Genomic DNA, 24,902 nt, shown 5'->3' with positions numbered 1-24,902 from the left:
CTGTGGAAGGATCACCGGTCTGCTTTCATCGCTGCCAGGATCTCTTCAAGTTCCGCTGCAAGGTCTTCCGCCGCGTACTTCTCCCCTTTCAGCTCGCGGACCAGGCTGACGTCCTCCACGAACTTCTTCTTCTTTGCGTCCGATTTGAGCGCGGTGATCAGGTCGTCGTCGACCGTGCCGCCGGACGCGAAGGAGACCATGTCGAACTCCTCTTCTTCCGGTTCCTCTTCCAGGGGTTTCTCGTCCTCCGGGACAGGTTCGTCTGCGTCAACCTCTTCCTCCTCGCCCTCGATCTCGATCTCACCCGGGTCCAGGCCGTCGAGTGTGGCGAGTTCCGCACTCAGTGCGCTCATATCCGGTATGCCGTCGCCACCCGGCAGTTCCGGGGCACCGGCGGTCGTCGGCGGGGGGGTCACGCCAGGTTCGCCGGCGAGTTCGAGGCCGGACGTGAGGTCGAGGTCGTCGAGGTCGCTTCCGTGCGTCTTGAGGATCGCCGATACGGCATCTTCATCTTCCCCGGAGAGGAGCGCGAGCTGGTCGGGCTCAAATGCCGCGACGGGGCCGGACCCCTCGCCGCCGAAGTCCAGGCCCGCGAGCGAGTCGAGGTCCAGGTCTGCGAGCGAGGCCAGGGGATCGACCGCGCTCCCTTCGGCCTTCGGCGGTCCCGGGGTTATGGACGGAGCGGGGGCGGTGCCGTCGACCGCCCGGTCGAGCATGACGTCGAGCTCCTCGATCCGGTTCTTCTTCTCGCCTTCAGGGGTACGGGCGTGCGCGATCGTCTCCCGGACCGATCTCCCGAGGGTCCCGAGCATGCCGGAGAGGTTGATCTCGGTCGACGCGAGCCGCCGGATGAGGGACGGTCTACCTGCCGGGGCATCTGCATCCCTCGCCTCGCTCTTCTTCTCCCCGCGATCCCGCAGGGCGGCGGCGAGCCGCGAGGGCCTCAACTCGGCAGGGTCGAGCGCTCCCGTGACGATGAGCGCGAGAAACCCCGTGAGGACGGTGCCTGCAACGATGACCTCGACGGTGGCGTCGAAGGCGATGATCAGGGAACCTGCTCCGATGGTGATCAGGAACAGAAGCGGGCGGCGCAGGCTCTCTCTCATCTCACACCCCCACAAACTCAGGAATGGTGAAGAACGCGTCGACCAGGATGGGCGCCACGATGTAGATGACCCCGGTGACCGCACAGAGCAGGCTTGCGAAGAAGTAGTAGATGTACCGGTCGCCGCCCATGACTATCTTTCCCGCAAACATGTTTGCCACGGTCAGCATTAAGAGGATCGTCACGACATAGGTTCGCATCGTCTCTTCCGGGAAGTTTACGAAGATGTTCAGGGATGTTGCCATGCCCCCGCCGATCGTGGCCGTACTCCCCGAGAGCGCGGCAGCGGTCTCCTCAAAGTGGGTCATCACCTCCCGGATCGCGTTCGCCATCGAGAGGAGGATCTCGAAGAGGAAGACGAAGATCCCGATCATCGCGCCATGCATCGGGATGAGCAGGACGATGAACCCTTTGACCATCATGTCGCGCTTCCGCCGGAGCAGGACCTGTTCGAGCATCGACGAACCGACGATCTTGCCGATCTGGTCGGGAGACCCGCCGAGGGAGACCGCGTCGCGGAAGATGTTCATGTACTTGTAGATCAGGTAACTGCCGGTCTCCCCGATGAACTTCTTCCAGCTCCCGGCTTCGTCGAGGCCGAGGTTCAGCTTCGATGAGACCGCGTTGATGAACGGCTCCAGGTGGACGAGCGACTTCCGGTCCACCTCCTGGAGCGCGTCGCCGGTGGTGATGCCCTTGCCGCCCATCACCGAGCCGAGACCCCGGATGAACGTGGAGAAGTCTTCGTCCCGGTTGATGACGTTCGCGTCGTCGATGTAGCCGATGATCCCGAGCGGCATCAGGAGCAGGCCCACGAGCAGGAAGGTGACACCGGCGTTGACGCCGACGAGGACGAGGAGGAGCACGATCACGGCGGTGATCAGGACCATCGGGCGCTCCAGTCTCCTGATGATGCCCTGCTCCTTTGAGCAGATCCTGGTGAGCCCGTGCGTCCGGGGGTCGTCGGGAACGGCCCGGTACATGATGAAGAGGCCGAAGACCGATATCACGAGGATGATCAGGTAGGAGGTTCTCAGGGTCGATTCAATCCCGTCGGGAGCGTAGATGGCGACCGAGATCATCATGATGATAGCGACGAGCGATGCGGAGAGGAGCATCGCGATGTAGGCGTCGCCCCACTTCTTCAGGAGTTCGATCCCCTGCTCGAACGAGTTCCGGTAGATGCTCCGGATGCTCGAGAGTTCCGTGCCGATGAAATCGTCGTCCGGGACACCGGAGTCGATCGAGTTCGCGTAGCGGTTGAGCATGCTCTGGAGGGTAGCATTCCGGCACCGTTCGGCGACCGCCCGGAGCGCCCCGGCGTAGCTGTTACCCCACCCCGTGACCAGGCGCTGCACCTTTGCGATGTAGCGCGAGGGGATGTACTCAAACCGCTCGGAGGTGTACTGGAAGATCTCGGGCCGGGTCACGGCCGACGTGGTGATCGCGGCCATGTAGGTGTACATGAGGAGCAGGTCCTGCTCCATCTTCTTGTTCTCGAGGATGTAGTCGCGGAGGTCGTAGAGGGATTCTACCTGCTCCTCAAACGGTATCTTCCCCTGGTTTGCCGCCCTCAGACGTTCGGCAACATCCTCAAACACCAATCTTACACCTCGATGGTGAGCAGGCCCTGCTTCTTGATCTTCGTCGTCATGTGGAAGAGGTCCCAGAACTGGGTGTAGCCGGCTTTATGGAGCCGCTCAAGGATCTTTGCTCGCTTGTCGACCTCGTCGTAGATGTCGGCCCGCCGGTTCTCGGGGATGCCGAGCATCGTTGCGATCTTGTTCTCGAGGAGGTAACTGCTCCCCCGCCCGGTGAAGGTGAAGGTGTCGGTCGCGGGGTCCCAGACGAACGCCGCCATGAAGGAGAACCCCTGGGTCTCGGGGTCGTAGCCGACGAGCTCGTTGACGCTGAGCATCCGCCGGACGGTCCCGCCCCCGGGAAGTTTCACAGCGCTCTGGATGATGACCAGGTTTAAGTTGTCGACGTAGGTCTTCGGGATGTTGATGGGGTCGCCGCAGAGACGCTGGATCAGTTTCTCGACCGATGCGGCGTGGAAGGTGCTCATCACCGGGTGGCCGGTCTGCATCGCGGAGAAGGCGACGGAGCCTTCCACACCACGGATCTCACCGACCAGGATCTGGTTCGGGCGCTGACGGAGGGCGGCTTTTAAGAGGTCGAACATCGTGATCTCCGAGCCTTCGCCCTCGCCCTTCCCCTTGGCCTTCGCGACCTCGCGGGTCCAGTTCCGGTGGGGGACCGTCAGCTCGGGGGTGTCCTCGATGGTGACGATCTTGTTCTCGGGCGGGAGGAAGGTCGTGAGGGCGTTCAGGGTCGTCGTCTTGCCGCTCGCGGTCTCACCGGAGACGAACATCGACATCCCGTACTCGAGGCAGACCCAGAGGTAGGCGGCCATCATGTAGTTGCACGCCCCGCTCTCGATCACCTGCAGGATGCTCAGGGGGACCTCGTTCACCTTACGGATGGTGAAGTTGCTGCCGTGCTTGCTGATCTCGGTCCCGTAGACGATGTTGATACGCGACCCGTCGGGAAGCGTCGCGTCCACGATGGGGCTCCGGTAGGTCAGCGGCCGTTTTATCCGCTCGGCGAGCTTGATGACGAAGGCGTCGAGCTCCTTTGAGTCCTGGAACCCGACGACCGACTTCAAACCTTTGAAGATCTTGTGCTCGATGAAGATCGGTCCAACGCCGTCGCAGGTGATATCCTCGATGTATTGGTCGGAGAGGAACGGTTTGAGCGTCCCCATCTCGATCTTGTCGCGGATCATCAGGTACTCAAGCGCCCGGTACTCCTGCTGCGAGAGGATGAAGCGTCCGTCGGCGAGCTGGGGATGCCCCGAGACCTGCGGTTTTGCCGGTGCGCCGATATCGGTGGTGAGGAAGGCTTTGATCCGGCCTTTGATGTCTCTTGGACCCTCACCGGCAAGCAGGGACGCATCCAGCGTCTCATCCGGCTGCTGGATGTAGACGAGCTGCTGGATGAAGTTCTTCAGCACCTCGATACGTGCCTGCTCGGTCACCGGCTCCTCGTCGAGGGCGTCGATAAGGTCGATCAACTTCTCCTCGATCACCGGGAGAATCTCTTTTACGGAGTGGAGGAACGAGGGCTCGATCGGTATGTACCAGTTCCGGACGTCGTTTGGGTCCGGGAAGATGTGGATGAACGTCGTCTCGTTGACCGGGTAGATGACGTTCGGGTTCTCCATCGATTTCAGGTCCCGCTTCAGCTCCGAGAGGAAGAGCGGGATGCCGACGGTGTTGACGGGGAGGATGTGGAGGTACTCGAGGAGGTGGGGGCTTGCTTTGACGTAGTCCCGGGCGTTTGCCGGGAGCATACGGTAGAGGGCGCAGGACTCGACGTTGTTGTAGCAGTCGTTCCCCTCGTCGATGTACTCGGGCTCGAAGGGGAGGGTGACCGTTGCTTCCAGTGCCGATCCCATTCTTCACACCTTCGCGACCGATACGGGGATGATCTTGATGCCGTAGCCGGGGTGGACCTCGAAACTGATGATGTTTCCTGTGGTCTTTCGTGCGCCGCGGACCTTGACGACCTCGAGCATCATGACGTACTTGCCGCCGACGAGCGCCTTCTTCATGAAGAGGTGAGCGTCGCAGATCGAGCGGATACGGACGAGGGAGTCCTCGACGAAGGCGTAGGTGTGCAGGGTGATCAGGATCGTCTTGCCGTGGTCGACGAGGTTCTTGCAGTTCGTGAAGAACGTGAGGACCGTGTCCTGCTTGGCATACTCGGTGAAGAGGGTGAGCGAGTCGATGACGATCACCTGCGCCTTGCTCTGCTCCATGTAGGCGATCATCCGCTCGAGCGTCCCCTGCATCTTCTCCTTTGTCCACTCAAAGCCGACGACGTGCATGGGAAAGACCCGGAGGTAGCCCCAGGCGAAGTGTTCGGATATATCGAGGCTCATCGACTCCATCTGGGAGAGGAAACTCTTGCTCGTGTTCTCGGTCGAGAAGAGGTCGACGTTGAACCCCTGTTTCAGGGCGCCCCAGATGATCTGCTGGGTGAGCACGCTCTTTCCCGTGTCGTTCTCGCCCTCGATGAGGGTGAGCGACTGGAGCGGGAGGCCGTCGGCGATCTTCTTGTCGAGTTCGGAGTTGCCGGTCGAGAGGATCGTCTGGTCGGGTAACTCTGGATTGGTGCTGTCTCTCGTCTCACTCGTGGCCATCTCTCTTCGACCTCATAGATATGTTGAACTGGAGACCCCGTTTGGGGTGACGACCTGGACCCATGTGGGGTCCGGGGCCGCGAACTCGACGGCGAGGGTGAGGGTCTCGCCGGGGTCGAGCCCGCCGGGATGGATCTCGTCCGGGGTTATGCCCTCGTTGCTCCAGTTCCCGTAGGGGATGTAGACCGGGACCCCCCCGCTCTGGAGGTAGACGTCGACGGACGGGATATCGAAGATAGGCTCGCTCCCGGTGTTCTTGACCTCGACCCTGAGGGTCTGGTCGGCGATCGTCGTGTTCTGGATTGCGATCGCCGTCCGCATGCGGGTCTCCTGGTGTACGGCGAGGTTGTTCTGCGCCTCGACCATCACCTCCGTGGTGGCCAGGGTGCCGCCGACCAGGACGTAGGCGGTGACGACCAGGAGGAGGATGCCGATCCCGGATGCGACGAGGGGTCCCGCACTCATGGTTATGTACCTGCGGTGAAGGTGGTCGACCGGGAGAGCCCTGTGGGGAGGACGAACTGGAAGTAGACGACTTCTCCCCTCGCCGGGATCTTCTGGGTTTTTCCCTCGATATACAGGGTCTCGCCGGGGTCCCAGTAGTTGTTCGCGTCTTCCAGGATCTCGTGGGTCCACTCCCCGTTCATGAGTGTCTCCGGTTCCTTCTCTTTCCACGTCAACCGGACGAAGTCGCCCTGCGCCCCGAGGAAGACGTCGGCCTTCCGGACCTCGGCGTCGGCGATCCTTCCTGTGCCGACGTTCTTCAGCCAGATGCGTGCGTTGTCCCTATCGGCGCTCGCGTAGGTCGTGACGATCTTCACGTCCGTGCTCAGCCGTTCGTCTACCTTGTGGGATGAGGACGAGATCGTGCCCGCGAGGGTGTAGACTACGGGGAAGACTGCGTTGACGAGGACGCCGGCCGATATGATGGCGGCGATGAGGAACATCGCGGTGGTGAAGGTTTCACTCGACATCCGTTATATCCTGTCCAGGAGCTCGAGCCAGGCATCGCCGCCGTCCCGTTCCTGCGAGGATGGTTTTCCGGCGTCGAGCCCGGCCGAACGCCTGCGGGCGAGCATCAGGACCTCGATCATGTCCCGGTCCATCGTCGCGTCGTCGGGGTCGAGGATGCGGTTTAAGACGTAGAGTTCCGAGACGAACTCGTTCGGGCCGATCTCCTGGACATCGCCCCGGGTCTCGGGGGCCATCCGCATGATCTCCCGGATCTGGTCGGCAACCTCGTCGGTGATGTAGTCCATCGACCGGTAGGCGTCGATCATGATCGTCATGTGCTCATGCCCGTATTTGCCGCAGCCCTGGTGCACCCACCCAAAGAGCCGGTGGACCTTCTGGAGTTTGAGTTTTCCCGGGGACTTCTCCTGGGAAGGCACGCTCTCCGGGGAGAGGGTGGGTATGTTCTCCTGGGGGAGGCAGGCCGCTGCCAGGTCCGTCGGGAAGAGTCCGCCAGCGGGCGGACCGGAGTTCTCCGGCCAGTCCTTCTTCTGGAGTTCGGGGGATATGTCGGCCAGCAGGTCGTCGTCTGCATCCAGGGGGAGGGCCGGCGGCTCAAACCGGCCTCCTGTAAGTGATGTGGCGCTGGTGAACGGGTTGTCCAGTTCATTCATCCGTTCCCGGAGGTCGATGAGTAGCCGCTTGATCGAGGTCTTGACGAAGTCCAACTCCTTCTCGAGCGTGTCGAGACGGGCCTCCGGGTCGTCGGAGGACGCGCCGGAGAGTATTTTATCGATCTGAGCCTGGTCTACCCCCACCATAATGTTGAGTTATATAATTTTCATAGTTAATAAATTTTATTCATGTTGATGAGGGTTTACCGGTCGGTTTGGCGGGTTCTGTGGGTTATGATGGGGTTGTTTGGAGGGAGGAGGAAACTGATCGTATGCTGGGGGGAGGGCCTTCTTATCTCAGACTGTCATGCCACGTGACGACGGACTGGTAGCGATCTAGGTCTGCCTTGCACGTTTGGTCACTCTGTGAGTACCGGTCATGTATATCCGGATTTGTCATTTAGGGTAAGCGAAGACAGATCTGCTTGTGAGTAAAGTATCGCTTAAAAAATTGCCGGTTTGTACTTGACATAGGAGGCACATGAATGGACTTAGATTCCCTCCTGCTGGGCACCTGTGCGTGTTCGAAGCACGGGTGCCGCAGGATGGTCTCGCATCGCAGAGGCTGGCGGTTTATGAGGGCCCGGATGTGACCTCCATCGCCCTAGAAGCCTTGCCTGCAATGTAAATTGATGAGAAACAGAAATCGTTGAGGGATCGTTTAAAACCTCTGTACCAGAATGCCATCATCAACACGATTCTATTCCGGGATTGAACGAAAAGCAGGCAGGCAAGAGGGGGGACCGTTCCGATCAACCAGAGCACTCAGTTTGTTTCCCCTTATCATTTTATAGCCATCATAGCTGATCTAACCCCCTTTTTTCGCCGGGATATCCTTGATATCCGTTGCGCAGTGCGAGGGATCAATTTTTTGAATCTCGTACCGGATTGGAGCAGGTCGAGGAAGATCGCCTGGTACACCCCCTTATATAGTTCAAGGTGGTGCCGGTGAACTGTCGATTTGGTGCCACAGTTCGCCGGAACATCGTACCAGGTGCAGCCGGTAGTCAGGACGTACAGGGTGCCGTTAAACGGTCTGTTACCCATACCCGGAAAGTAGCATGGGATTACTCGGCTTGAGAATATCATACCCTCCATGAGGGTTCCGGCGTTCAGAAAAAAGTTTAGTTGAGTATATTAATCACATCGATGGCAGGTGGGACCGTCCTCTGGATCGGGTAAACAGCACCGGCAGACGGCTGCAGGTTCACCGAGAACGCCCCGTTCGGAGCAGGGTCCACAACATGTATACCCAGCACAAACTGCTCTCCAGGTTCAAGGAGAGTATTTGCGGTTACGTTGTTGTAGAACTCAAGAATCTTCCAGTAGTTGCCGCTTTTCAGCTCTGCCTCAGTCTTAGCTGCGTCGTACGTCATTTCTTGACGGGTGTCCTCGTCGATATAGACGACCACCATCTGGGTAACATCAATCGGCGTGCCGCCGGCTGTGTTTCCTACTGCAAACTTGATGTAGCCTAGGCCCGGGGTCGCGTCTCCGACAACGGTACTATTGTTTACGCCATAGACGTTGCCGATGATCTCCATGCTGGAACTTGCCTGCGATACACCGGTGTGAACGACTTCCTGGCTCTTCTGTGTTGTGAAGAACCCGGCGCCAAGCACCACATACGAGAACACCGCGGCTACGACAACGAACGCGATCAGCACGATCGCCGCCTCAAGCCCGGTAAATGCATTTTCGTTAAAGTTCTTTCTCATTCTCGCCACCTCAGTAGACCTCATAGAACTTACCGTCTGCCATATCCGGCGGGGCTACGCGAGATATCGGGTAGGAAGCACCGATATCGGGTTTTATTTCTGCGGTGAACCTCACGTTCGGGCCAATGATTACGTCATTCCCGACAGGTACGTCGACGCGCACTGTCTCAAACTTATCCAGAAGAGCATTTGCCGTCTGGTTATTGAACCATGTCAGTGTAACATCGTTACCCTGATTATAGGTATACGTTGCCAGATCATCCTTTGTCGAGACAGTATACGTGACTTTTGACATGTCAACCGGGGATCCGCCCGCTGCGAGTTGCAGGTAGAACGAAATATTCTCAACCGCAGTCGAATTTGCTGCCTCGAGTATTACCGGTCCGGCTACCTCCATGTTCGAGCTCGCCTGATCTACACCCGTGTGCACAACCTCCTGGCTCTTCTGTGTTGTGAAGAACCCGGCGCCGAGCACCACGTACGAGAACACAGCCGCGACGACGACGAACGCGATCAATACGATCGCCGCCTCGAGGCCGGTAAATGCATCTTCGTTTCTCACGAATTTACTCATGAAACGTTTCCTCCTGTTACCGGAGCCCGAATGAATGCCTCACGAGTGAGTGCCCCATGAATGAGCGCCTCATCCGGGCTATTACGGTTCAGTGGAGACTATATGTAAACTAGCATATAAAAGTATCCTTATTATCCGGGATTCAAGAACTCCCTATTCTCTTAAATAATGATTATAATCCACTTTTTGCCGCACCGGGCCAGAATCAGCAAATATTTGTATCCGGAAGTGCAATAGTAAGGATAACGGAAAATATCGTGCGACGAGCCCCCGATTTCCCTGCGGATCGTTTCCGCGCAGGAAATATCCTGCACCGGCCCCGCTGCCGGGGAGGGGGCGGGCGGGGGTGCCGCACGGGCCGGTGAAGAGCACAGACTGTTCCGGGGAGAGGTCGAGGTCATGGTGGAGAAACAGGATTTCATGTATGTCGTTCTGGCGGTCGCGATCGTCCTCGTGATCGCACTCGTCATCAAACCGGTGGCGACCGGCGAGGTGCCCCCGTGGGCCGGGGAGCCGGAGCCGACGACGGTCACCCCGGCGTGGACACCCACCTTCGCCCCCACGACGGCAATCCCCACCCCCACCCCGGTCCCCACCTGGGACGGGAAGCCGCAGCCGATCGGGTTCGTCGACCCCGGGACCTACCGGGTTCCGGCCGGGGCGACGCCTCACCAGAACCTGACCAGCCCGCCGCCGGTGAACGCCTCCACCCCCGCCCGCTGGGTGACCTACGCGACGATCGAGGGGCAGTGGTCCGGGACCACCGGGATCGTCCGGGTCCCGTTCCCTCTCTGGCGGCTCGACTATTCTGATATCACGACCTCAAACGACGAGATCCCGTTCTTCAACTGCCAGATCGTGGATGCACAGGACCCGAACCGGTTCGTCAAGATCGTCACCCTCCGCCTCTCCGAGTTCCTCTCGGCAAAGGAGAACCCCGACCTCAAGAAGCAGCAGTGGGTGCACACCTTCTACGAGGGGAACCACGACTACTACTTCGTCATCAACACCCGGTGCATCGACGGCTACCACCTGAAGCTCCAGGTGCCGGAGACGTACGTGAGCGACTAAGATGGATCGGGGAGCGGTTCTTTCCGGCGCCGGCGGATGACGCCCGGCGGTTCCAGCACTACCTGGACCACCTCGCCGACGCCGATGACGGCCGCGATCTGATCCGCGAAACCACTGTTCTCGCCCGCGAGATGCGGTTGTGACCAAAAATTATCCTTCGATCGTCTTTTTATTCGCGATGGGGAGAGCCGTGCACAAGTGACAGGCGAGGTCGGTATGGAACACAAAGAGGTGCACTCGCCCGGCAAGCCTGCGAGATCGAATACCGGAGTGCCAGGGGCCGGGAGCCTCACCATCTCGCCTGTGTAACTGGCATTGCCCGGACCCACATGAGAGGCCGGATTATCCTCAGTGTGAGTCGCCGCAATCCGGGGGGGCCTACCATTGTCACCGCGTCGGTCGTCCTCGTCATTGTGGGGCTTCAAGGGCATTTTTCCAACTGCAAAACCGACGGTATTCTATGGCGGATGGGGGATACGGTAGTATACCAGTTACAAAGACATTCTGGAGAAAATACTATGAAAAAAATCGAGATAAAACGAGATGTGGAGAGATATCTTGAAAAGAACCTCTCAATTGAGGAAGATATTATCGATAAAATCAAAAAATGCCTTGGCGAATATCTGGTTGTGAATATAAATTCCTGCAATAAACACGAATTAAAAGGAAATTGTAAGGGATTCTGGCGTTTACAGATCTGGGGTTCAAGGGGTGCAAGAAAGCCCCCGGCTTTAGCCGTGGGGATGAATTGCACCCCTTGGTCTGTTCACTTTCACCCTGCACGAGATACCTTATAGACGGATGAGACCCCATTAACCTGTGGAGTTCTTCATGCGCCACGTCACCCGGTATCGGATCTACCCCTCGCAGAAGGTTGCAGGGCGGCTGTTCAACGGCTTTGCGAGGTGTGCCTTTGTCCGGAACTGGTGTCTTGAGAACAAGGTCTATCGGGACTCCTGTCTGCCGAAGCTGAAGGAAGAGCACCCCGAGCTGAAAGAGGTCCACAGCAAAGTGCTGCAGAACGTGGTTCAGCAGATCGTCCACAACCTGATTGCTCTGCGGAGACTGAAAGCGAAGGGGCGAAAGGTCGGCAAACTGCGGAAGAAGTGGGTCCACTCCATGATCTACGAGCAGACGGGGTTCAAGCTCACGGGCAACTGTCTCTGGCTGAGCAAGATCGGGGAGCTGCGGATCGAGCTCAGCCGCCCGGTGCCGGGCCGGATCAAGCAGATCGTGGTCAAGCATACCCCGGCCCACAGGTGGTTCGTGGCGATCATCTCCGAGACCCCGGATACCCCGGAGCCGACTGCCGGGACCCGGGCGGTCGGGATCGACCTGAACCTGGAGAACTTCTCCACTGACACCGACGGCACAGTCTTCCCGCACCCGCACAATGTCCAGAAGGCCGCGAAGCGGCTCCGCCGTGCTCAACGAAGACTCTCCCGGGCCGTGGACGGCAGCCGGAACCGCAGGAAGCAGCGGGTCCGGATTGCCCGGATCCACGAGCAGGTCGAGAACCGCCGCAACGATTTCCTGCACAAGTGGAGCCGATACTATGTTGATCACTACGACTACATCGCCCTGGAACACCTGAACATCAAACCGATGGTCGAGTCCTTAGAGTCGAAGATCCGCGGCAGATCCAAGTCTATTCTCGATGCCGCGTGGTACAAAGCAAGAGCGTTCATACAGTACAAAGCTGCGAATGCTGGTACGTATATCCATATTCTCGATCCGGCCTACACGACCCAGGACTGTTTCCTCTGCGGGCACCGTGAAAAGAAAGACCTCTCGCAGCGGACCCATGCCTGCCCGGTCTGTGGGTATACCGTCCCGAGAGATCTGAACACCGCACAAAATATCCTGAAACGAGCTTCCGTAGGGTGGGGCACACCCGAATCTACGCTTGCGGAGATCGGGGCCGCTACACCGCCAATCCCGGCGGTGCAAGTCCCGGTCGGTGAAGCAAGAATCTCCCGGCTTTAGCCGCGGGGAGTGTCAAATGTCCCTCATGATCACGTTGTGATTTATGTCATTGAAGGGACTGGGCCGAATAGGTATGCAGCAGTCCTAAAAATTATGACCGAAAAAAAGTATCACAATTGGATTAAATCCTGTTAGATGCCAATTTTATAGAAGCCAGTCTTTTTTCAACAACCGATATATCAGATCCCGGCTGTCTCCTTAACCTCTCCAGCTCATCAGCTGCCGCACATTTTTTGACAGGTTTTAACTCACGCTCAAGGGTCTTGCTTATTGATTCCCTCCCCTTTCTACGCGAGAGAATTTCCTGATAAATCGTATCGGATACTTCTATCGTCTGCATACACATGGTGTCTACTTTCCAAGGGGATATACTTTACGAGGTAGGTGCGAAATTTCCCCATTCCGGGGAGCATTCGCTCATCCCAGCATGTAACTTTCGCATGCCTCCATCTGCTCTGTTGACATTCTCCGGCTAAAGCCGGAGGCTTTCTTGCACCCCTCGAACCCCGGATCTGTAAGTTCCCCCGATTTTGTCCCGGTAGATGAAACAAAACACGTTCCAGACCAACTACAGGGTTAAAAACGTCCATACCGCTTGTGCGCCCGCTCTATCGGCATCACAGCGAGAACATGAACTTCTTTCTCCGATTCGTAGATGCGATAGAAAGCCGTGAATGTGCGGTTTATGTGAAGGCGATAGGTATCCTCCCGTCCCTGAACATATAGGCACTCTTTATCGCCCCCGCTGCCGGGGAACGGATCCTCCTGGAGAGTTTCCAGTTTATCCATGATGACCCGCCGGCTCTTCGGATGGATACTCTGGATGCTCTCAAGAGCCTTGCGGTTAATCAGTATCCGAAACGGCAAAGTCCAGCTCCACAAAATCCCCTTCCGCCTCGATACGATCCATCTCTTCAATGAACCGGCGCTTCTTCTCCTGCTCCACCATCTGTGCGAGAAGATCATCAAACGTCTGCCCCGGGCGCTTGAGATCGGAGATCTCTTCCCATACTTCCTCTGAGACTGGGATCCGCTTCGTTGCAGTCATGATAGCATTGTAAGTGTTTATCATATTTACACTATGTGAAGGATCTTCCGGTTCATGGGAACGTCGTTCCTGCGGTGCCCACTACGCTCGCGGTTCAAAACCGGCGGCGACCATCAGGCGGGAAGCCCCACCTTCAGGGCGGGGTAGTTGACGGAATCAGGAAGATGGCTCGTTCGTATAATCCTCTGCACAGATCTGTTCTGCACACGTAACGAAAGCCGTTGCCTTGCCAATGACCGACACCACCTCTTCCCGCATAATCTCCCGGCAGATCGTGTAGTCCACTTCTTCCCGGAGTTCTTCGATCAGGTTCAACGCCCGTCCGTGTTCTGGAGCAAGTTCCCCTGTCTTTACATAGAGGGAACCGATAGTCGAGATCAACCCGGCATGAGTCTTTGTTGTCTCCACACCTTTTCGGTACAAAAGAGCAAGAGCTGCAAGGTACATTGCATAGTAGGCCCTGTTGATCGAATCCTCATGGTGGCCCTGGGTGCAGAGGATGCGTGCTGCATCGAGGCGCTGATGCGATTTCCTGAGAAGCGCCGTTATTACTGGCCGGTCACTCATCCTCTAAACCGCCACGCCATCCTGGAGAACATGTTTGACAAAGGGATACTGCCGGTGCGCCGCAACATCGGCACGGGAGAGTACTTTGACCGAGAGCCGTTCACCCGTCTGGATCAGCAGATCAAAAGCAAGTCCCGTGAGGAATTCACGAAGACGGAAATCCTCCCCAGACGTAATGACGAGGATATCGATATCTGAGTCGGACCGATCATCTCCCCGGGCCACAGAGCCGAAGAGGATGATCTCGTCGATTGCGTCTCCGCACGCCTCTCGCGCCTTTGCCGCGAACTCATGGACGATCAGCCGCCTCACCGATGGCATACGACGGAGTAGTTGTGGATACGCGACTATAATGGTTACTGCTCCAGACATTCATCGGAACAGGGGGGCATAAGACGCCTCTCCTCAACGCCGGGACGGTGCAACCGGCCGGTGACCACCAGACAGGATGCTTTGGGTATGACCCGGGCGGAGCGTCTCCTCCTGAACCGGGCCTGGCTCCTCACGAACTGTGCCTTTCCTACCCGATCAGGGAGAGGACGACAAAGTAGAGGATGAGGAAGAGAGCGACGAGCAGGAGCCCGTACCCGGTCCCCCACATCCGTGCGGGGTTCCCGGGATACCTATCTTGCGCCCGCACGAGGCCCTCCTCGAAGGAGTCCGCCCGGGCACGAGGGAGGACGGCCCGCGCCACCGGCAGCAGGGCGGTCCCCGCGAGGATCGTTGTTGCCATGACCGGGTCCTGAGCAAACCAGCCGAGTCTCGCGATCGCGCCCCGCCGGGCGGCGGCGAGCGCATCGGAGACCCGGTTCACCGCCGTCGTGGAGAGTCCGAGAAGCCCCCTGCCGCCCAGCCGGTAGACCTCCATCAGGTCCGGGAACGGCTTCTCCTTCGGCTTGAAGAGATTCCACCCGGAGAGGAGGATCACGGCCGCGACGACGACGATCCCGCCGGTCTCGATGAGGTGGCCTGCGGTGAACGGGTGGTAATCGACGGGGATGGGGAGGATCGCAAAGAGCAGGCCCGGATACATCCCGAAGAGGATGCAGCAGAACGCGGTGACGACCATCGCGATCAGCATGGGAAGCGGCGCCTCCCTGGCCTCGATATCGTTGTTTTTCTTGAAGAAGACGTAGTACGTCAGTTTGGCGAAGGAGAGGAGCGTCCCTACCGCACCCAGGGTCAGGAGAAGCCCGAGGCCGGTCATCTCCATCGACGCGGCCGCATCGATCACCATGCCTTTGCTGATGTAGCCGTTGAACCCGGGGATTCCCGAGATGGACGCCGCGGCGATGACGCAGGCGATCATGGTCACCGGCATCCTGCGTGCGAGTCCCCCGAGGTCGGTGAGGTTGTGCCTGCCGGTCGTGTAGATGACCGCGCCCATGCACATGAAGAGGAGCCCTTTATAGAGGATATGGTTGAAGAGATGGGCGATGCCGCCGCTGACCCCGAGCGCCGTCCCGATGCCGATGCCCACGACCATGTAGCCGACCTGGCTGACGATGTGGTAGGAGAGAAGCTTCCGGACATCGTTCTGCAGGAGCGCAAGGGAGACGCCGTAGATGACCATCAGCCCGCCCATGTACGCGACCGCCTCCGCGCCCGGGAAGGTCCGCGCAAGGAGGTAGATGGCGGCCTTCGTCGTGAAGACACAGAGGATCACGCCTCCTGCGACCGACGACCGGGGGTATGCGTCTGGAAGCCAGACGTGGAGCGGGATGAACGCCGCGTTCATGCCGATCCCGATCAGGAGGAGAAGCGAGCTGATGCCGGGTGCGACCTCTCCGACGGCCATGCTCCCGGTCGCTGCCACATGCAGCGCGATGCCGCCGAGGAGGCAGCCCCCGCCGAAGATATGGAGCAGGATGTAGCGCATGCCGGCGCCCCGGGAATCCTCCCGCCCCCAGTACCAGATCAGCGCAAGCGATGTGATGGCAAGCGCCTCCCAGAAGAGGTAGAGCGAGAGGAAATCCCCTGCGAATACGATCCCGAGTCCGCTCCCGATCTGGATAAGCGCGGCCATATGGTGGCCTGTGCGCTCTTCACGCATCCCGTAGACGACGGCGATGACCCCGATGAAGGCGAAGATGTAGCCGACGATGAGGCTCAAGGAGTCGACGTGCAGGAGCGCAAGGTCATACCCGAGGAAGGGGACGGTGAACGTGGACCCGGGTGTCAGCACGAGCGTCGCGGCCAGTGTGGCGACGCTGACCGCGAGCAGGTACGCCTTTCGGGCGTTCCCCGAGAGGAGAGGCACCAGGAGGGCGCCCACGATCGGTATGAGCGCCGGCGGGACCTCGATCATGGCAAGACCCCCGTAAGTTCCCCGATCGCGACCTCGACGAGCCGCAAGAACGCCACGTCGGGGGTGAGGAAGAGGAGGACCGAGCCGACAGCGGTGATCGCGAGCGGGACGAGCATGGAGAGCGGGGCCTCCCGCACGCCCTCTCTCCCGCTCTCCGGCTCTTCAAAGAACGCGGTGTGGATGATCGGGAAGAAGTAGAGAATGTTGAGGACGGAGCTCGTGATGAGCACCAGGAAGGCGGCCAGGTTGTGGGCCTGCATGGCACCGAGGACGAGATACCATTTGCTGATGATCCCGCAGACCGGGGGGAGGCTGCAGATCCCGATCGCTCCGATCGAGAACATCAACATCGTCACCGGCATCCGCCTCCCGATCCCTTTCATATCGCTGACATACTCCACTCCCGCGGCGACGATCAGCGCTCCCGCACAGAAGAAGAGCGTGATCTTCATGAACGCGTGGAACGGGACATGAAGCATCGCTCCGGTGATGCCCATCGGGGTCAGGAGCGCGACGCCGAGCAGGATGTAGGAGAGCTGGCTCACCGTCGAGTAGGCGAGACGCTGTTTCAGGTTGTTCTGCTGGAGCGCAAAGAGCGATCCGATGATGATGGTTGCCCCGGCGATGACGGCAAGGAGCGTGCCCATCCCGATCTCCGCCGTCAGTTCGATGCCGTAGACGTAGCAGACCACCCGGACGATCCCGAAGACCCCCGCCTTCACCACGGCGACGGCGTGCAGCAGGGCGCTGACCGGCGCCGGCGCCACCATCGCGGAAGGGAGCCAGCCGTGCAGCGGCATCCACGCCGCTTTTGCAAATCCTATGAGGAAGGTGACGAAGAGGATCTGCTGCAGGATCACCGGCCCGGTGCCGGCGAGGATCCCGCCGGGCTGAAAGTCGGTCGTGCCGGTGAGGAAGTAGGTCAGTATCACCGAGAAGAGGAAGAAGACCCCGGCAGTGAGGAGGTATGCTAAGTACTTCCTGCCCGCTCTTCTTGCTTCCTCCGTCTCCGTATGGGCGACGAGGGGGTAGGTGGAGATCGTCAGGATCTCGTAGAAGATGAACATCGTCAGGAGGTTCGCCGAGAACGCGATCCCGAGCGCCGCTGCAATCGCGACGGCGAAGCTGAAGAAGTAGCGCGTCAACGCGTGCTCTCGAAGTGCTCGCATGTAGCCGATGGAGTAGATCGACGTGACGATCCAGAGCCCGGAGGCGGTCAGGGCAAATATCATGCCGAACGCGTCCACCCGGAAAGCCATCTCGAGCCCGGGCAGGAGCTCGATGAGCGTGCACGCCAACCGGTCTCCGGCAAGGACCTCCGGGAGGAGGGAGAGAACGATGAGGAAGTTGGCGGCGGCCGCGAGGATGGTCCAGCCCTCCCGGATCTTCTCGTGCCGGCGGGAGAGCAGGATCAGGACTGCGGCGGCGAGCGGCACCAGCACGGCGTAGGCCGGAACGATGGAGTGGATGGTAGCCACTCTACACACCTCCGAGCAGGTCGAAGACGGCCGCATCGATGATGCCGAGCGGGATCGAGACGAGGAAGAAGAAGACGACGCAGCCTGCGGCGAGCACGAGCATCGGGACGAGCATGCTTGCAGGGACGCGGCTCTCGAGATCGGGCACCTCCGTATCGGCATGCCTGAAGTAGGCGTACTCGAGGACCCGCCAGAAGTAGATCGCGTTGAGCAGGGTGCTTGCCAGGATGACCACGACGAAGAACCATTCTCCCGCCTCGATCGCCCCGAGGGTGAGGTACCATTTGCTCATGAACCCGACCGTCGGGGGCAGGCCGATCATCGAGAGGGCCGCGATGAAGAACGCCGCGCAGGTGTAGGGCATCCTCCCGGCAAGCCCCTTGAAATCGTTGATGTCACGGAGCCCGACCCGGTAGATGATCGCCCCTGCCACCATGAAGAGGCAGCCCTTGATCAGGGCGTGGTTCAGGATATGGAGGACTCCCCCGGTCATGGCAACGCTGTTTGCGATCCCTATCCCGAGAATGATGTAGCCCATCTGGCTGACGCTCGAGTACGCAAGCATCCGTTTCAGGTCGGTCTGCGCGATCGCGAGCACGGACCCCGCGATGACGGCGATTGCAGCGACCCAGGCAAAGAACTCCAGGATCGGGAGATGGTCGATGATGAACCCGACGGTAAATACGTCAAAGAGGATCCGTATGGTCGCATAGATGCCCATCTTCGAGATGACGGTCGAGATGAGGACGCTGACCGCGGACGGGGCGTGGGAGTAGGCGTCCGGCAGCCAGGTGTGCAGGGGGAAGAGCGCCGTCTTGATGCTCAGCCCGACGATGAAGAAGATGAAGGCGGTATGGATGATCGTTGAATCGTACAGCGGCGGCAGCAGTCGTGCGAGGTCCGCCATATTGAGTGTACCGGTGACGACGTAGAGATGGCCGATCCCGATGAGGATGAAGCAGGCGGAGATGGTGCCCATGATCAGGTAGTTGAACCCTGCAAGCAGGCCCTTTCTCTCCCGTCCGGATGCAACGAGGGTATAGGCAGCGATCGACGAGATCTCGAGGAAGACGTAGAGGTTGAAGATGTCGCCGGTGACCGTGATCCCGCATACGCCCACAACGAGCAGGAGAAACATCACATAAAACGCGACGGTCTTTTTGGGATCGATCTCCCTCCTCATGCCCCGCTTCGCGTAGATGCAGGAGAGCAGGCTGAGAAAGACGAGGATGACGAGGACGTAGGCGCTCAGGCGATCGACGACGAGCTCGATCCCCCACGGGGGTGCCCAGTCGCCGAGGTAGTAATGGATTGTGCCGCCTAAAAGGACCTCCCGGAGGATTGCAAGCGAGAGGCCGAACTGGAGAGTAAGAACTGCAACGGCGACCGGATAGCAGTATCTCTTCTTCGCCCATCCGGCGAGGAGGACGGTGAGGGCGCCCACCAGGGGTAGGACGACGGCCAGGACGGGGAGGTGCTCGGAGATCACTGGGGTTCGCTCCCGAGCTCCAGCAGTTCGTCCTCTTCGATCGTACCGTAGGACTGATAGATCCGTATCGCCAGCGCATAGGCGACCGCCGTTATGCTCACCCCCACGACGATCGCGGTCAGGATGAGCACATGCGGGAGAGGGTTGACGTAGACGACGTCCGTTCCCGGCACAAGGATCGGTGCGGTGCCCCCCTCCACATCGGCGATCGATATATAGAAGAGGTAGATGGCGGTCTGGAAGATGTTGAGCCCGATGACCTTCTTTATCAGATTGCTCTTTGCGATCATCGCGTAGAGCCCGATGAGCATGATGATGACCGCCATGTAATAGTTGTAGCGCGTGAGAAATGCGACAAAGAGGTCTTCGATCATTCTCCCTCCTCCTTTGTGGCGACGTCGTAGAAGATGGAGGTCATCACCGCCATCACCGTGATGCCGATGCCGATCTCGACCGCTTCCATCATCAGCCCCCGCACGCCGGGCGTATCGAGGGGGAGCGGGATGGCGGCGTACCCGAGGAAGTTGGCGCCGAAGAGGATGCAGAGGAGCCCGATCCCGATGAAGATCGATATCCCGAGGATGCTCGCTATCGTCCGGACTTTTTCTCGGATTCTCCGCTGCGTTTCATCGAGCCCGAAGGCGATGCCGATAAGGATGAACGCAGATGCAACGATCACCCCGCCCTGAAATCCCCCACCGGCCCGGGAACTGCCGTGCAGGATGATATACAGGCCGAAGACCAGGATGAACGGTACCGTCAGTCGACTGACGGTCATGATCACCACGTTCTCCCTCACAGCCGCTCACCCCGCCTGAGCAGCAGGAGCACCGATATGCCGGCGGTGAGGATCACAGTTATCTCGCCGAGCGTATCGAAACTCCGGTAGTCTGCAAGGATGGCGGAGACCAGATTGGTGGTCCCGGTCTCCTCGGCGCCTTCTTCAATGTAGCGCGGGGCGACATGGGCGTGCGCAGGCGCATCGGGGTCTCCGAATGCCGGCATGTCTCCTTCCGCCCAGAGGAGGAGGGCGCCGACGACGATCACCGTAAAAAGGGCCAATTTCTTCAATCTTTCGACCTCCGTGTCGTCCGTGATACCGCTGCGATGGAGAGGACGGTGGTGATGCCCGCACCGATCGCCGCCTCGGTCAGGCCCACATCGACGGCGTTCATCTCCACCCAGAGCACCGTCATGATCAGGGAGTACGCTGCAAGGATGACCACCGCGGAGAGGAGGTCGCGCACGGTGATCGCGGCGATGGCGCAGATGATCAGGAGGATGAGGAGCGCGAAGTTGAACTCCCAGATCATTCCCGCTCCTCCCCGCGCTTCCAGGGCTTCTTTCCGTGGATGTAGGCTGCCCGGACGATCGCGTGCGTGGCGGTCGGGGTCAGGATATAGAGCATGACCATGATGAGGACGAGTTTCACGGTCTGGGGGCCGAAGTCCGTATAGAGGACGAATCCGAAGAGCATCAGGGCTTGACCGAGTGCATCGCATTTTCCCGATGCGTGCGCCCGGGTATAGATATCCGGGAGGCGGATCAGGCCGAGTGAGCTGGTGATCATGAAGAACAGCCCGAGAAGGATCAGGGTCACGCCGAGTATGCTGAGGAGTTCGATCATCAGCAGATGCACCCCTGCTCGTAATATTTTGCCATGGCAAGCGTTGCTATGAAGTTGATCAGCGCATAGGCGAGCGCGATATCGAGGAAGACTGGCCGCTCGTAGATGAACCCGATGATGACGAGTAAGACGATCGTCTTTGTCCCGATGACGTTTACCGCGAGCAGCCTGTTCGAGGCTCCGGGACCGACCACCACCCTGTAGAGGCAGAGAAACGTCGTGAAGATGAGGACGAGACCGGAGATCATGAAGATGTCGGTCATGCGTCCTCCTCGTAGATCGCTGCTACCCGCTCCTGTATCGTCACGTCATCCGTGGTGGTGAAGCCGCTCGCGAACTCAGGGGTGAGAGCATGCACTACGTATCGCCCCCCCTCTACGTCGATCGTTGCCGTCCCGGGGGCGAGCATTATGGCATTGGCGAGCGTGGTCTGTGCGAGGTCGCTCTGGAGCGACGTCTCAACGATGATGATGGACGGGTCGATGGGGAGAGCCGGGTGGAGGACCCGGTATGCGACGTCAAGGCTCCCAAGGAGTACCTCGAAGAGGAGCCAGGGAATGAATACGATGAACCTGACTGTCTTTCTGAGGACATGGTGACCCTTCTTTGGGACGAACAGGTCGTGCGACATGATGGTGACGGCACCAGCGCAGAGGATCCCCGCTATCAGATGGAAGGCATCAAAATATCCGGACAACAGCACCCAGAAAGTGAAAAGGGCCATGGACATCAATACTTTACTCGGTGTTCTTCCCTTCATGGTCTTCCCCTGCTTCTGCGATTTTCTGTCCGGTCATACAGATACAAATTACGTTTTTTGGCTGGTAGGTAAAACATCGTTCTGGTTTCATCTATGAGCCAAAGGCCCATGGCGCGCTCGGTTGAGATGCTTCCGACACCCCTCTCGATATTGCCCGGTTATCAACGCGGGTACGTTGGGTGACATCCCTTAAGAGGTTTTCAACAGACCCGGCTTTGAGCGTCAATCCAGGCGGTTGCGCAAGTGGTTCGGAGCTGGCCGGGTCAGGTTCAGGGATGAAGTCGGGCACCGGTTCGTTCGTAACGGTGACTGTGATCTCTTCTCCCTATCCGGTCTCGCCTTCGAGAGAGTGGTCGGGTTCGCGTGCAACAACCTCTACGCAATGCGTCTGACAGGTTCCACACAATATCTTTCAAACGCTCTCGAATCCCGGCGGAAGGCAACGCTTTCCACCGATACTTCACACGAGCACCAGATGATAGTGGAGGGCAAAGACCGAATGCGCCGACGTATCAGGTCTTATACCTCATATTGGGTGCTTCTTAATTGGGCACGCATGAAAGTATAGGTATCGGAAAGATGAAGGGACTCCACTTCACGGGAGATGCTTCGTTTCTTCCGGTCAGGCATAACCGGGTTGTGCCGTGTCAGCCCCGGCCTCTCGACCGTGGATTTCCCGCTCGTGCCGCCGCTGGACCCCCTCAGGTTAAAATATAGTGCCGATACCGGGTCAGGCATTTCACGGGGTGCATTCCCGCAACGGGAAAGGGGGGCTCGGCTGCCGGCGGGAACCGGGAAGGGATGATATGCGATGCGGGAAGATATACGACGGTATGAGGCGGCGCCATCTGCTGGGGGCAGAGGAGAAAGAAGAGGTTCTCCATATCATCCATACGGTCCTCGCCGGATGTGACGAGATAGAGATGGGGTACGTCTTCGGCTCGTTCTGCAGGGAGGATTTTGGCGACGTGGACGTGGCGGTCCTCGTCACCGGAGAACCCGCCCCGTACCAGGCGATGCGGTTCGCGAGGAAGATCGAGCGGGAGCTCGAACGAGGGTTTTGTTATCGCTTTGAGGCCGATGTGAAGATCCTCAACGCCGTTCCCATCTCCTTGCAGCATGAGGTCATCAAGAGCGGCAGACTCATATTCTCCCGCGACCGGGAGAGGAGGATCCGGTACGAGGCGGGTGTGCTCTCCCTCTACCTCGACTATGCGGAGACGCTCGACTGGTTTGACCGGGTTCTGCTCACGAGGGCCTGATATGGATGAAGGGATCCTCGGGCACCTCCGGGAACTGGACGAGGCAGCCGAAAGCCTCCTTGCTACAATCCTTTGGAATCAGAGGGGTTATCTGATTGCCTCAATCAACTCATTCCGGGGTATTCCAGTTGCTTTTGAGACCTCGTCGAGTATCGAATACAGTGTTCCGACCCTTAGTTCGTTGTGCAGGGGAACGACGACATGAAAATTTCTGTCGCCTTTCCGGGTAACCATCTGAACATGGCTTCCTGTCTGCCTGATATATGTGTAACCAAGAGATTCGAGGAATTTGACGAGCTTGAATCCGCTAACAACCGGTCGCCTTGGCATTGCGATCGACGGTGAACTGGCATTCAAAGTGCTGACTGAGTGGTTCGGGGTCACCTTCGTCGAGTTCGAGGATGAAGTCGGGCACCGGTTCGGTCGTAACGGTGATTGTGATCTGCTCTCTCTCTTCTATCTCGCCTTCGAAGTAGAGTTCTGTTGCCTCTATGATGTTATCGACAAGTTCGCCGATAGTCTCTCCCTCTGTGATGATACCGTGATCTGTAGCACGAGCGGTCCACCCTCCATCGTAATAGAATATTTTAAACTCGACTAACATGGCGCTCACCTCAAATCATTTGAGATGTGTGCAGTTCGGTATAATAAACGTAGTGCCGATACCGGGTCCGGTGTTCCGCGGGGTAGCGTCCTTCTGCTCTGGCACTCTCCCCGGGCTAAAGCCCGGGGGTTTTCCTGCACCCCGTAGACCCCCCGACCTTCGACGAGGTGTGGCGAAAACAGACCGCCGAAAAAGAGCCCGGGGCCCCTTCACCGCACGGCAACCCAGTGCCGTGCGATGAACTCCCGCACCATCTGCGCCGCCACCGCCGCCGTCTGGCCGGCATCGAACGGGGCGACCTCCACGTAGTCGAACCCGGCGGCCTGCGGGGCAAGGGTCCGCACGACCTCGCGGATATCGAGCGGCGTCATCCCGAACGGCTCGGGCGTCCCGAGGCCGGGGGTGAAGCAGCAGTCGATCGCGTCGGCGTCGATCGAGAGGTAGGTCCTCCTCTCCCCGATATGCTCCCGCACCTCCTGGAGCACGGCGCCGATCCCCCGCTCCCGCACCGTATCGGCGGTATACAGCCGTGTCTCCTCGGCCGCAACCGCGAACTGCTCGGCATCGCCGCTCCGGGCCCCGATGATCACCACGTCCTCGACCGTCTCAAGGACGCGCCGGGTGACGCAGCCGTGGCTGTAGGGCGTCCCGTCGAGTTCGTCCCGGAGATCCAGGTGCGCGTCGCAGACGACGTAGACCTCCGGCGCCACCGCCCTGACCGCACCGACCGTCGCGGTATGCTCGCCGCCGAGCATCACCGGGACCTTCCCGTCACCGACGATATCGGTGGCGACGTCCGCCACCTGACTCACGAGGTCCTCCGGCAGCCGTGAGACTGCAAGGTCGCCGAGGTCCGTGATCGGCACCAGAGAGAAGTCTATCCCGGTCGAGGGCTCGTAGGCCTCGAAGTTGAGCGAGACCTCCCGGATCGCCCGGGGGCCAAACCGCGTCCCGGGCCGAAACGACGTCGTGCTGTCGTAGGGCACGCCGAAGATGGCGTAGCGGGCGTCCTCGTAGGACGCATCCGCATCCGCAAAATGGATATGGGCAAGCTCGTGCATGCCCGTCTTCGAGAGCCAGAACACGTCACTCAAGTTTCTTCTTGCCCAGGGATGAGATGTACGCGATCTCCTGGCCGGGTTCGAGGCCGCTCGCCTGATCCTCGGCTACCGCGAGCTCGAACATCTCGAAGTCCTTGACGTCCATGAGCTGGAGGGTCGTGCCGGCGATCGATATGACCTGTGCCATCTTGCGCTCCACCACCGGGACATACGTCTTCGCCGAGACCGGCTGGACGACCGAGCGCTTGACACCGTCAAAGATGCCGATACAGTCGATCCGGGACTTTGCCGCCCCGTGCTTCCCGGGTTTGGAGATAGCGATGGAGACAATCCTGCAAGGCTCATCCTCGATGACTACGTAACGTCCCTCTTTCAGCTTCCCAACTTCTGTCTGTTCCTTCATATTGTCTCA

The 24,902-nt window shown here is 59.3% G+C and carries 31 protein-coding genes; 4 read left to right on the top strand and 27 right to left on the bottom strand.

Annotation, left to right across the window (positions count from 1 at the left end):
• Positions 1-11: 11 nt before the first annotated feature.
• From V6K60_RS05635 to V6K60_RS05595, 9 genes are all read right to left on the bottom strand, one after another.
• Positions 12-1,106 (bottom strand): hypothetical protein, encoded by a 1,095-nt coding sequence (locus V6K60_RS05635; RefSeq protein WP_332449535.1) that lies wholly within the window; start codon positions 1,104-1,106, stop codon positions 12-14.
• Position 1,107: 1 nt separating this feature from the next.
• Positions 1,108-2,706 (bottom strand): archaellar assembly protein FlaJ, encoded by a 1,599-nt coding sequence (gene flaJ, locus V6K60_RS05630; protein WP_332449546.1) that lies wholly within the window; start codon positions 2,704-2,706, stop codon positions 1,108-1,110.
• A 5-nt stretch (positions 2,707-2,711) separates the two neighbouring features.
• Positions 2,712-4,565: a type II/IV secretion system ATPase subunit gene (locus V6K60_RS05625; RefSeq protein ID WP_332449534.1), complete on the bottom strand. Its 1,854-nt coding sequence runs from the start codon at positions 4,563-4,565 to the stop codon at positions 2,712-2,714.
• A 3-nt stretch (positions 4,566-4,568) separates the two neighbouring features.
• Complete coding sequence (locus tag V6K60_RS05620) at positions 4,569-5,312, bottom strand: ATPase domain-containing protein (protein WP_332449533.1); 744 nt, start codon at positions 5,310-5,312, stop codon at positions 4,569-4,571.
• A gap of 12 nt (positions 5,313-5,324) precedes the next feature.
• The gene (locus tag V6K60_RS05615) at positions 5,325-5,777 is read right to left on the bottom strand and encodes a flagellar protein FlaF (RefSeq protein WP_332449532.1); all 453 of its coding nucleotides are present in this window, start codon (positions 5,775-5,777) and stop codon (positions 5,325-5,327) included.
• Between the two features lie 2 nt (positions 5,778-5,779).
• Complete coding sequence (locus V6K60_RS05610) at positions 5,780-6,286, bottom strand: flagellin (protein WP_332449531.1); 507 nt, start codon at positions 6,284-6,286, stop codon at positions 5,780-5,782.
• A 3-nt stretch (positions 6,287-6,289) separates the two neighbouring features.
• Positions 6,290-7,084 carry a hypothetical protein gene (locus V6K60_RS05605; RefSeq protein ID WP_332449530.1) on the bottom strand — a complete coding sequence of 265 codons (795 nt, stop codon included), beginning with the start codon at positions 7,082-7,084 and terminating at the stop codon, positions 6,290-6,292.
• A gap of 977 nt (positions 7,085-8,061) precedes the next feature.
• The gene (locus V6K60_RS05600; RefSeq protein ID WP_332449529.1) at positions 8,062-8,655 is read right to left on the bottom strand and encodes a flagellin; all 594 of its coding nucleotides are present in this window, start codon (positions 8,653-8,655) and stop codon (positions 8,062-8,064) included.
• 10 nt (positions 8,656-8,665) lie between these two features.
• Entirely contained in the window at positions 8,666-9,229 is a 564-nt protein-coding gene (locus V6K60_RS05595; RefSeq protein WP_332449528.1) for an archaellin/type IV pilin N-terminal domain-containing protein, read from the bottom strand.
• Between the two features lie 399 nt (positions 9,230-9,628).
• Between V6K60_RS05595 and V6K60_RS05590 the strand changes: the two genes are divergently transcribed.
• The 3 genes from V6K60_RS05590 (at position 9,629) to V6K60_RS05580 (ending at position 12,286) form a co-directional block, all read left to right on the top strand.
• Positions 9,629-10,300, top strand: a complete 672-nt coding sequence (locus V6K60_RS05590; RefSeq protein ID WP_332449527.1) for a hypothetical protein — start codon at positions 9,629-9,631, stop codon at positions 10,298-10,300.
• A 518-nt stretch (positions 10,301-10,818) separates the two neighbouring features.
• Entirely contained in the window at positions 10,819-11,097 is a 279-nt protein-coding gene (locus V6K60_RS05585; protein WP_332449526.1) for a type II toxin-antitoxin system RelE family toxin, read from the top strand.
• A 22-nt stretch (positions 11,098-11,119) separates the two neighbouring features.
• Positions 11,120-12,286: an RNA-guided endonuclease InsQ/TnpB family protein gene (locus V6K60_RS05580; RefSeq protein ID WP_332449525.1), complete on the top strand. Its 1,167-nt coding sequence runs from the start codon at positions 11,120-11,122 to the stop codon at positions 12,284-12,286.
• A 121-nt stretch (positions 12,287-12,407) separates the two neighbouring features.
• Here the strand turns inward: V6K60_RS05580 and V6K60_RS05575 are convergent, their stop codons facing one another.
• The 14 genes from V6K60_RS05575 to V6K60_RS05510 all read right to left on the bottom strand — a co-directional run bounded on the left by V6K60_RS05575 (position 12,408) and on the right by V6K60_RS05510 (position 21,527).
• On the bottom strand, positions 12,408-12,626 hold the full coding sequence (locus V6K60_RS05575; protein WP_332449524.1) for a hypothetical protein: 219 nt from the start codon (positions 12,624-12,626) through the stop codon (positions 12,408-12,410).
• A 504-nt stretch (positions 12,627-13,130) separates the two neighbouring features.
• The gene (locus V6K60_RS05570; protein ID WP_332449523.1) at positions 13,131-13,334 is read right to left on the bottom strand and encodes a hypothetical protein; all 204 of its coding nucleotides are present in this window, start codon (positions 13,332-13,334) and stop codon (positions 13,131-13,133) included.
• Between the two features lie 156 nt (positions 13,335-13,490).
• Positions 13,491-13,901 carry a HEPN domain-containing protein gene (locus tag V6K60_RS05565; RefSeq protein ID WP_332449522.1) on the bottom strand — a complete coding sequence of 137 codons (411 nt, stop codon included), beginning with the start codon at positions 13,899-13,901 and terminating at the stop codon, positions 13,491-13,493.
• Between the two features lie 3 nt (positions 13,902-13,904).
• Positions 13,905-14,222: a nucleotidyltransferase domain-containing protein gene (locus tag V6K60_RS05560; protein WP_332449521.1), complete on the bottom strand. Its 318-nt coding sequence runs from the start codon at positions 14,220-14,222 to the stop codon at positions 13,905-13,907.
• A gap of 199 nt (positions 14,223-14,421) precedes the next feature.
• Positions 14,422-16,209 carry a Na(+)/H(+) antiporter subunit D gene (locus V6K60_RS05555; protein ID WP_332449520.1) on the bottom strand — a complete coding sequence of 596 codons (1,788 nt, stop codon included), beginning with the start codon at positions 16,207-16,209 and terminating at the stop codon, positions 14,422-14,424.
• Positions 16,206-17,687 carry a monovalent cation/H+ antiporter subunit D family protein gene (locus tag V6K60_RS05550; protein WP_332449519.1) on the bottom strand — a complete coding sequence of 494 codons (1,482 nt, stop codon included), beginning with the start codon at positions 17,685-17,687 and terminating at the stop codon, positions 16,206-16,208. Before V6K60_RS05550 ends, V6K60_RS05555 begins: the two co-directional genes overlap by 4 nt.
• A gap of 1 nt (position 17,688) precedes the next feature.
• Entirely contained in the window at positions 17,689-19,176 is a 1,488-nt protein-coding gene (locus V6K60_RS05545; protein WP_332449518.1) for a monovalent cation/H+ antiporter subunit D family protein, read from the bottom strand.
• Positions 19,173-19,550, bottom strand: coding sequence for a cation:proton antiporter subunit C (locus tag V6K60_RS05540; RefSeq protein WP_332449517.1), 378 nt, complete (start codon positions 19,548-19,550; stop codon positions 19,173-19,175). The genes V6K60_RS05545 and V6K60_RS05540 overlap by 4 nt, the downstream gene beginning before the upstream one ends.
• A complete protein-coding gene (locus V6K60_RS05535) occupies positions 19,547-19,954 on the bottom strand; it encodes an MnhB domain-containing protein (protein ID WP_332449516.1) in 408 nt (135 codons plus the stop codon). Before V6K60_RS05535 ends, V6K60_RS05540 begins: the two co-directional genes overlap by 4 nt.
• Before the next feature lie 17 nt (positions 19,955-19,971).
• On the bottom strand, positions 19,972-20,247 hold the full coding sequence (gene mbhE / locus V6K60_RS05530) for a hydrogen gas-evolving membrane-bound hydrogenase subunit E (RefSeq protein ID WP_332449515.1): 276 nt from the start codon (positions 20,245-20,247) through the stop codon (positions 19,972-19,974).
• The gene (locus V6K60_RS05525; RefSeq protein WP_332449514.1) at positions 20,244-20,489 is read right to left on the bottom strand and encodes a hydrogenase subunit MbhD domain-containing protein; all 246 of its coding nucleotides are present in this window, start codon (positions 20,487-20,489) and stop codon (positions 20,244-20,246) included. The genes mbhE and V6K60_RS05525 overlap by 4 nt, the downstream gene beginning before the upstream one ends.
• Positions 20,486-20,803 (bottom strand): monovalent cation/H(+) antiporter subunit G, encoded by a 318-nt coding sequence (gene mnhG / locus V6K60_RS05520; RefSeq protein WP_332449513.1) that lies wholly within the window; start codon positions 20,801-20,803, stop codon positions 20,486-20,488. The genes V6K60_RS05525 and mnhG overlap by 4 nt, the downstream gene beginning before the upstream one ends.
• Positions 20,803-21,066 (bottom strand): monovalent cation/H+ antiporter complex subunit F, encoded by a 264-nt coding sequence (locus tag V6K60_RS05515; RefSeq protein ID WP_332449512.1) that lies wholly within the window; start codon positions 21,064-21,066, stop codon positions 20,803-20,805. The genes mnhG and V6K60_RS05515 overlap by 1 nt, the downstream gene beginning before the upstream one ends.
• A complete protein-coding gene (locus V6K60_RS05510; protein WP_332449511.1) occupies positions 21,063-21,527 on the bottom strand; it encodes a Na+/H+ antiporter subunit E in 465 nt (154 codons plus the stop codon). The genes V6K60_RS05515 and V6K60_RS05510 overlap by 4 nt, the downstream gene beginning before the upstream one ends.
• 869 nt (positions 21,528-22,396) lie before the next feature.
• Here V6K60_RS05510 and V6K60_RS05505 point away from each other — a divergent pair.
• Positions 22,397-22,825, top strand: a complete 429-nt coding sequence (locus tag V6K60_RS05505; protein WP_332449510.1) for a nucleotidyltransferase domain-containing protein — start codon at positions 22,397-22,399, stop codon at positions 22,823-22,825.
• A gap of 87 nt (positions 22,826-22,912) precedes the next feature.
• On the opposite strand, the gene V6K60_RS05500 is transcribed toward V6K60_RS05505, so the two are convergent.
• From V6K60_RS05500 to V6K60_RS05485, 4 genes are all read right to left on the bottom strand, one after another.
• A complete protein-coding gene (locus V6K60_RS05500) occupies positions 22,913-23,155 on the bottom strand; it encodes a type II toxin-antitoxin system HicA family toxin (RefSeq protein ID WP_332449509.1) in 243 nt (80 codons plus the stop codon).
• Positions 23,133-23,429, bottom strand: coding sequence for a type II toxin-antitoxin system HicB family antitoxin (locus tag V6K60_RS05495; protein WP_299954713.1), 297 nt, complete (start codon positions 23,427-23,429; stop codon positions 23,133-23,135). The genes V6K60_RS05500 and V6K60_RS05495 overlap by 23 nt, the downstream gene beginning before the upstream one ends.
• A gap of 209 nt (positions 23,430-23,638) precedes the next feature.
• Positions 23,639-24,514 (bottom strand): agmatinase, encoded by an 876-nt coding sequence (gene speB / locus V6K60_RS05490; protein WP_332449545.1) that lies wholly within the window; start codon positions 24,512-24,514, stop codon positions 23,639-23,641.
• Position 24,515: 1 nt separating this feature from the next.
• Positions 24,516-24,893, bottom strand: coding sequence for a translation initiation factor IF-5A (locus V6K60_RS05485; protein WP_332449508.1), 378 nt, complete (start codon positions 24,891-24,893; stop codon positions 24,516-24,518).
• Positions 24,894-24,902 lie beyond the last annotated feature (9 nt).

The sequence above is a fragment of the Methanoculleus sp. genome, assembly GCF_036677455.1.
Classification (GTDB): domain Archaea; phylum Halobacteriota; class Methanomicrobia; order Methanomicrobiales; family Methanoculleaceae; genus Methanoculleus.
Note: the sequence above shows the minus strand (reverse complement) of the source record. Positions and strands in the feature narration are given on the sequence as shown.

Excerpts from the sequence above, each read along its gene's own strand:
- V6K60_RS05635 (WP_332449535.1), bottom strand. The coding sequence starts at position 1,106 with ATGAGAGAGAGCCTGCGCCGCCCGCTTCTGTTCCTGATCACCATCGGA.
- V6K60_RS05625 (WP_332449534.1), bottom strand. The coding sequence starts at position 4,565 with ATGGGATCGGCACTGGAAGCAACGGTCACCCTCCCCTTCGAGCCCGAG.
- V6K60_RS05620 (WP_332449533.1), bottom strand. The coding sequence starts at position 5,312 with ATGGCCACGAGTGAGACGAGAGACAGCACCAATCCAGAGTTACCCGAC.
- V6K60_RS05615 (WP_332449532.1), bottom strand. The coding sequence starts at position 5,777 with ATGAGTGCGGGACCCCTCGTCGCATCCGGGATCGGCATCCTCCTCCTG.
- V6K60_RS05610 (WP_332449531.1), bottom strand. The coding sequence starts at position 6,286 with ATGTCGAGTGAAACCTTCACCACCGCGATGTTCCTCATCGCCGCCATC.
- V6K60_RS05605 (WP_332449530.1), bottom strand. The coding sequence starts at position 7,084 with ATGGTGGGGGTAGACCAGGCTCAGATCGATAAAATACTCTCCGGCGCG.
- V6K60_RS05600 (WP_332449529.1), bottom strand. The coding sequence starts at position 8,655 with ATGAGAAAGAACTTTAACGAAAATGCATTTACCGGGCTTGAGGCGGCG.
- V6K60_RS05595 (WP_332449528.1), bottom strand. The coding sequence starts at position 9,229 with ATGAGTAAATTCGTGAGAAACGAAGATGCATTTACCGGCCTCGAGGCG.
- V6K60_RS05590 (WP_332449527.1), top strand. The coding sequence starts at position 9,629 with ATGGTGGAGAAACAGGATTTCATGTATGTCGTTCTGGCGGTCGCGATC.
- V6K60_RS05585 (WP_332449526.1), top strand. The coding sequence starts at position 10,819 with ATGAAAAAAATCGAGATAAAACGAGATGTGGAGAGATATCTTGAAAAG.
- V6K60_RS05575 (WP_332449524.1), bottom strand. The coding sequence starts at position 12,626 with ATGCAGACGATAGAAGTATCCGATACGATTTATCAGGAAATTCTCTCG.
- V6K60_RS05570 (WP_332449523.1), bottom strand. The coding sequence starts at position 13,334 with ATGACTGCAACGAAGCGGATCCCAGTCTCAGAGGAAGTATGGGAAGAG.
- V6K60_RS05565 (WP_332449522.1), bottom strand. The coding sequence starts at position 13,901 with ATGAGTGACCGGCCAGTAATAACGGCGCTTCTCAGGAAATCGCATCAG.
- V6K60_RS05560 (WP_332449521.1), bottom strand. The coding sequence starts at position 14,222 with ATGCCATCGGTGAGGCGGCTGATCGTCCATGAGTTCGCGGCAAAGGCG.
- V6K60_RS05555 (WP_332449520.1), bottom strand. The coding sequence starts at position 16,209 with ATGATCGAGGTCCCGCCGGCGCTCATACCGATCGTGGGCGCCCTCCTG.
- V6K60_RS05540 (WP_332449517.1), bottom strand. The coding sequence starts at position 19,550 with ATGATCGAAGACCTCTTTGTCGCATTTCTCACGCGCTACAACTATTAC.
- V6K60_RS05535 (WP_332449516.1), bottom strand. The coding sequence starts at position 19,954 with ATGACCGTCAGTCGACTGACGGTACCGTTCATCCTGGTCTTCGGCCTG.
- V6K60_RS05525 (WP_332449514.1), bottom strand. The coding sequence starts at position 20,489 with ATGATCTGGGAGTTCAACTTCGCGCTCCTCATCCTCCTGATCATCTGC.
- mnhG (WP_332449513.1), bottom strand. The coding sequence starts at position 20,803 with ATGATCGAACTCCTCAGCATACTCGGCGTGACCCTGATCCTTCTCGGG.
- V6K60_RS05515 (WP_332449512.1), bottom strand. The coding sequence starts at position 21,066 with ATGACCGACATCTTCATGATCTCCGGTCTCGTCCTCATCTTCACGACG.
- V6K60_RS05510 (WP_332449511.1), bottom strand. The coding sequence starts at position 21,527 with ATGGCCCTTTTCACTTTCTGGGTGCTGTTGTCCGGATATTTTGATGCC.
- V6K60_RS05505 (WP_332449510.1), top strand. The coding sequence starts at position 22,397 with ATGAGGCGGCGCCATCTGCTGGGGGCAGAGGAGAAAGAAGAGGTTCTC.
- V6K60_RS05500 (WP_332449509.1), bottom strand. The coding sequence starts at position 23,155 with ATGCCAAGGCGACCGGTTGTTAGCGGATTCAAGCTCGTCAAATTCCTC.
- V6K60_RS05495 (WP_299954713.1), bottom strand. The coding sequence starts at position 23,429 with ATGTTAGTCGAGTTTAAAATATTCTATTACGATGGAGGGTGGACCGCT.
- V6K60_RS05485 (WP_332449508.1), bottom strand. The coding sequence starts at position 24,893 with ATGAAGGAACAGACAGAAGTTGGGAAGCTGAAAGAGGGACGTTACGTA.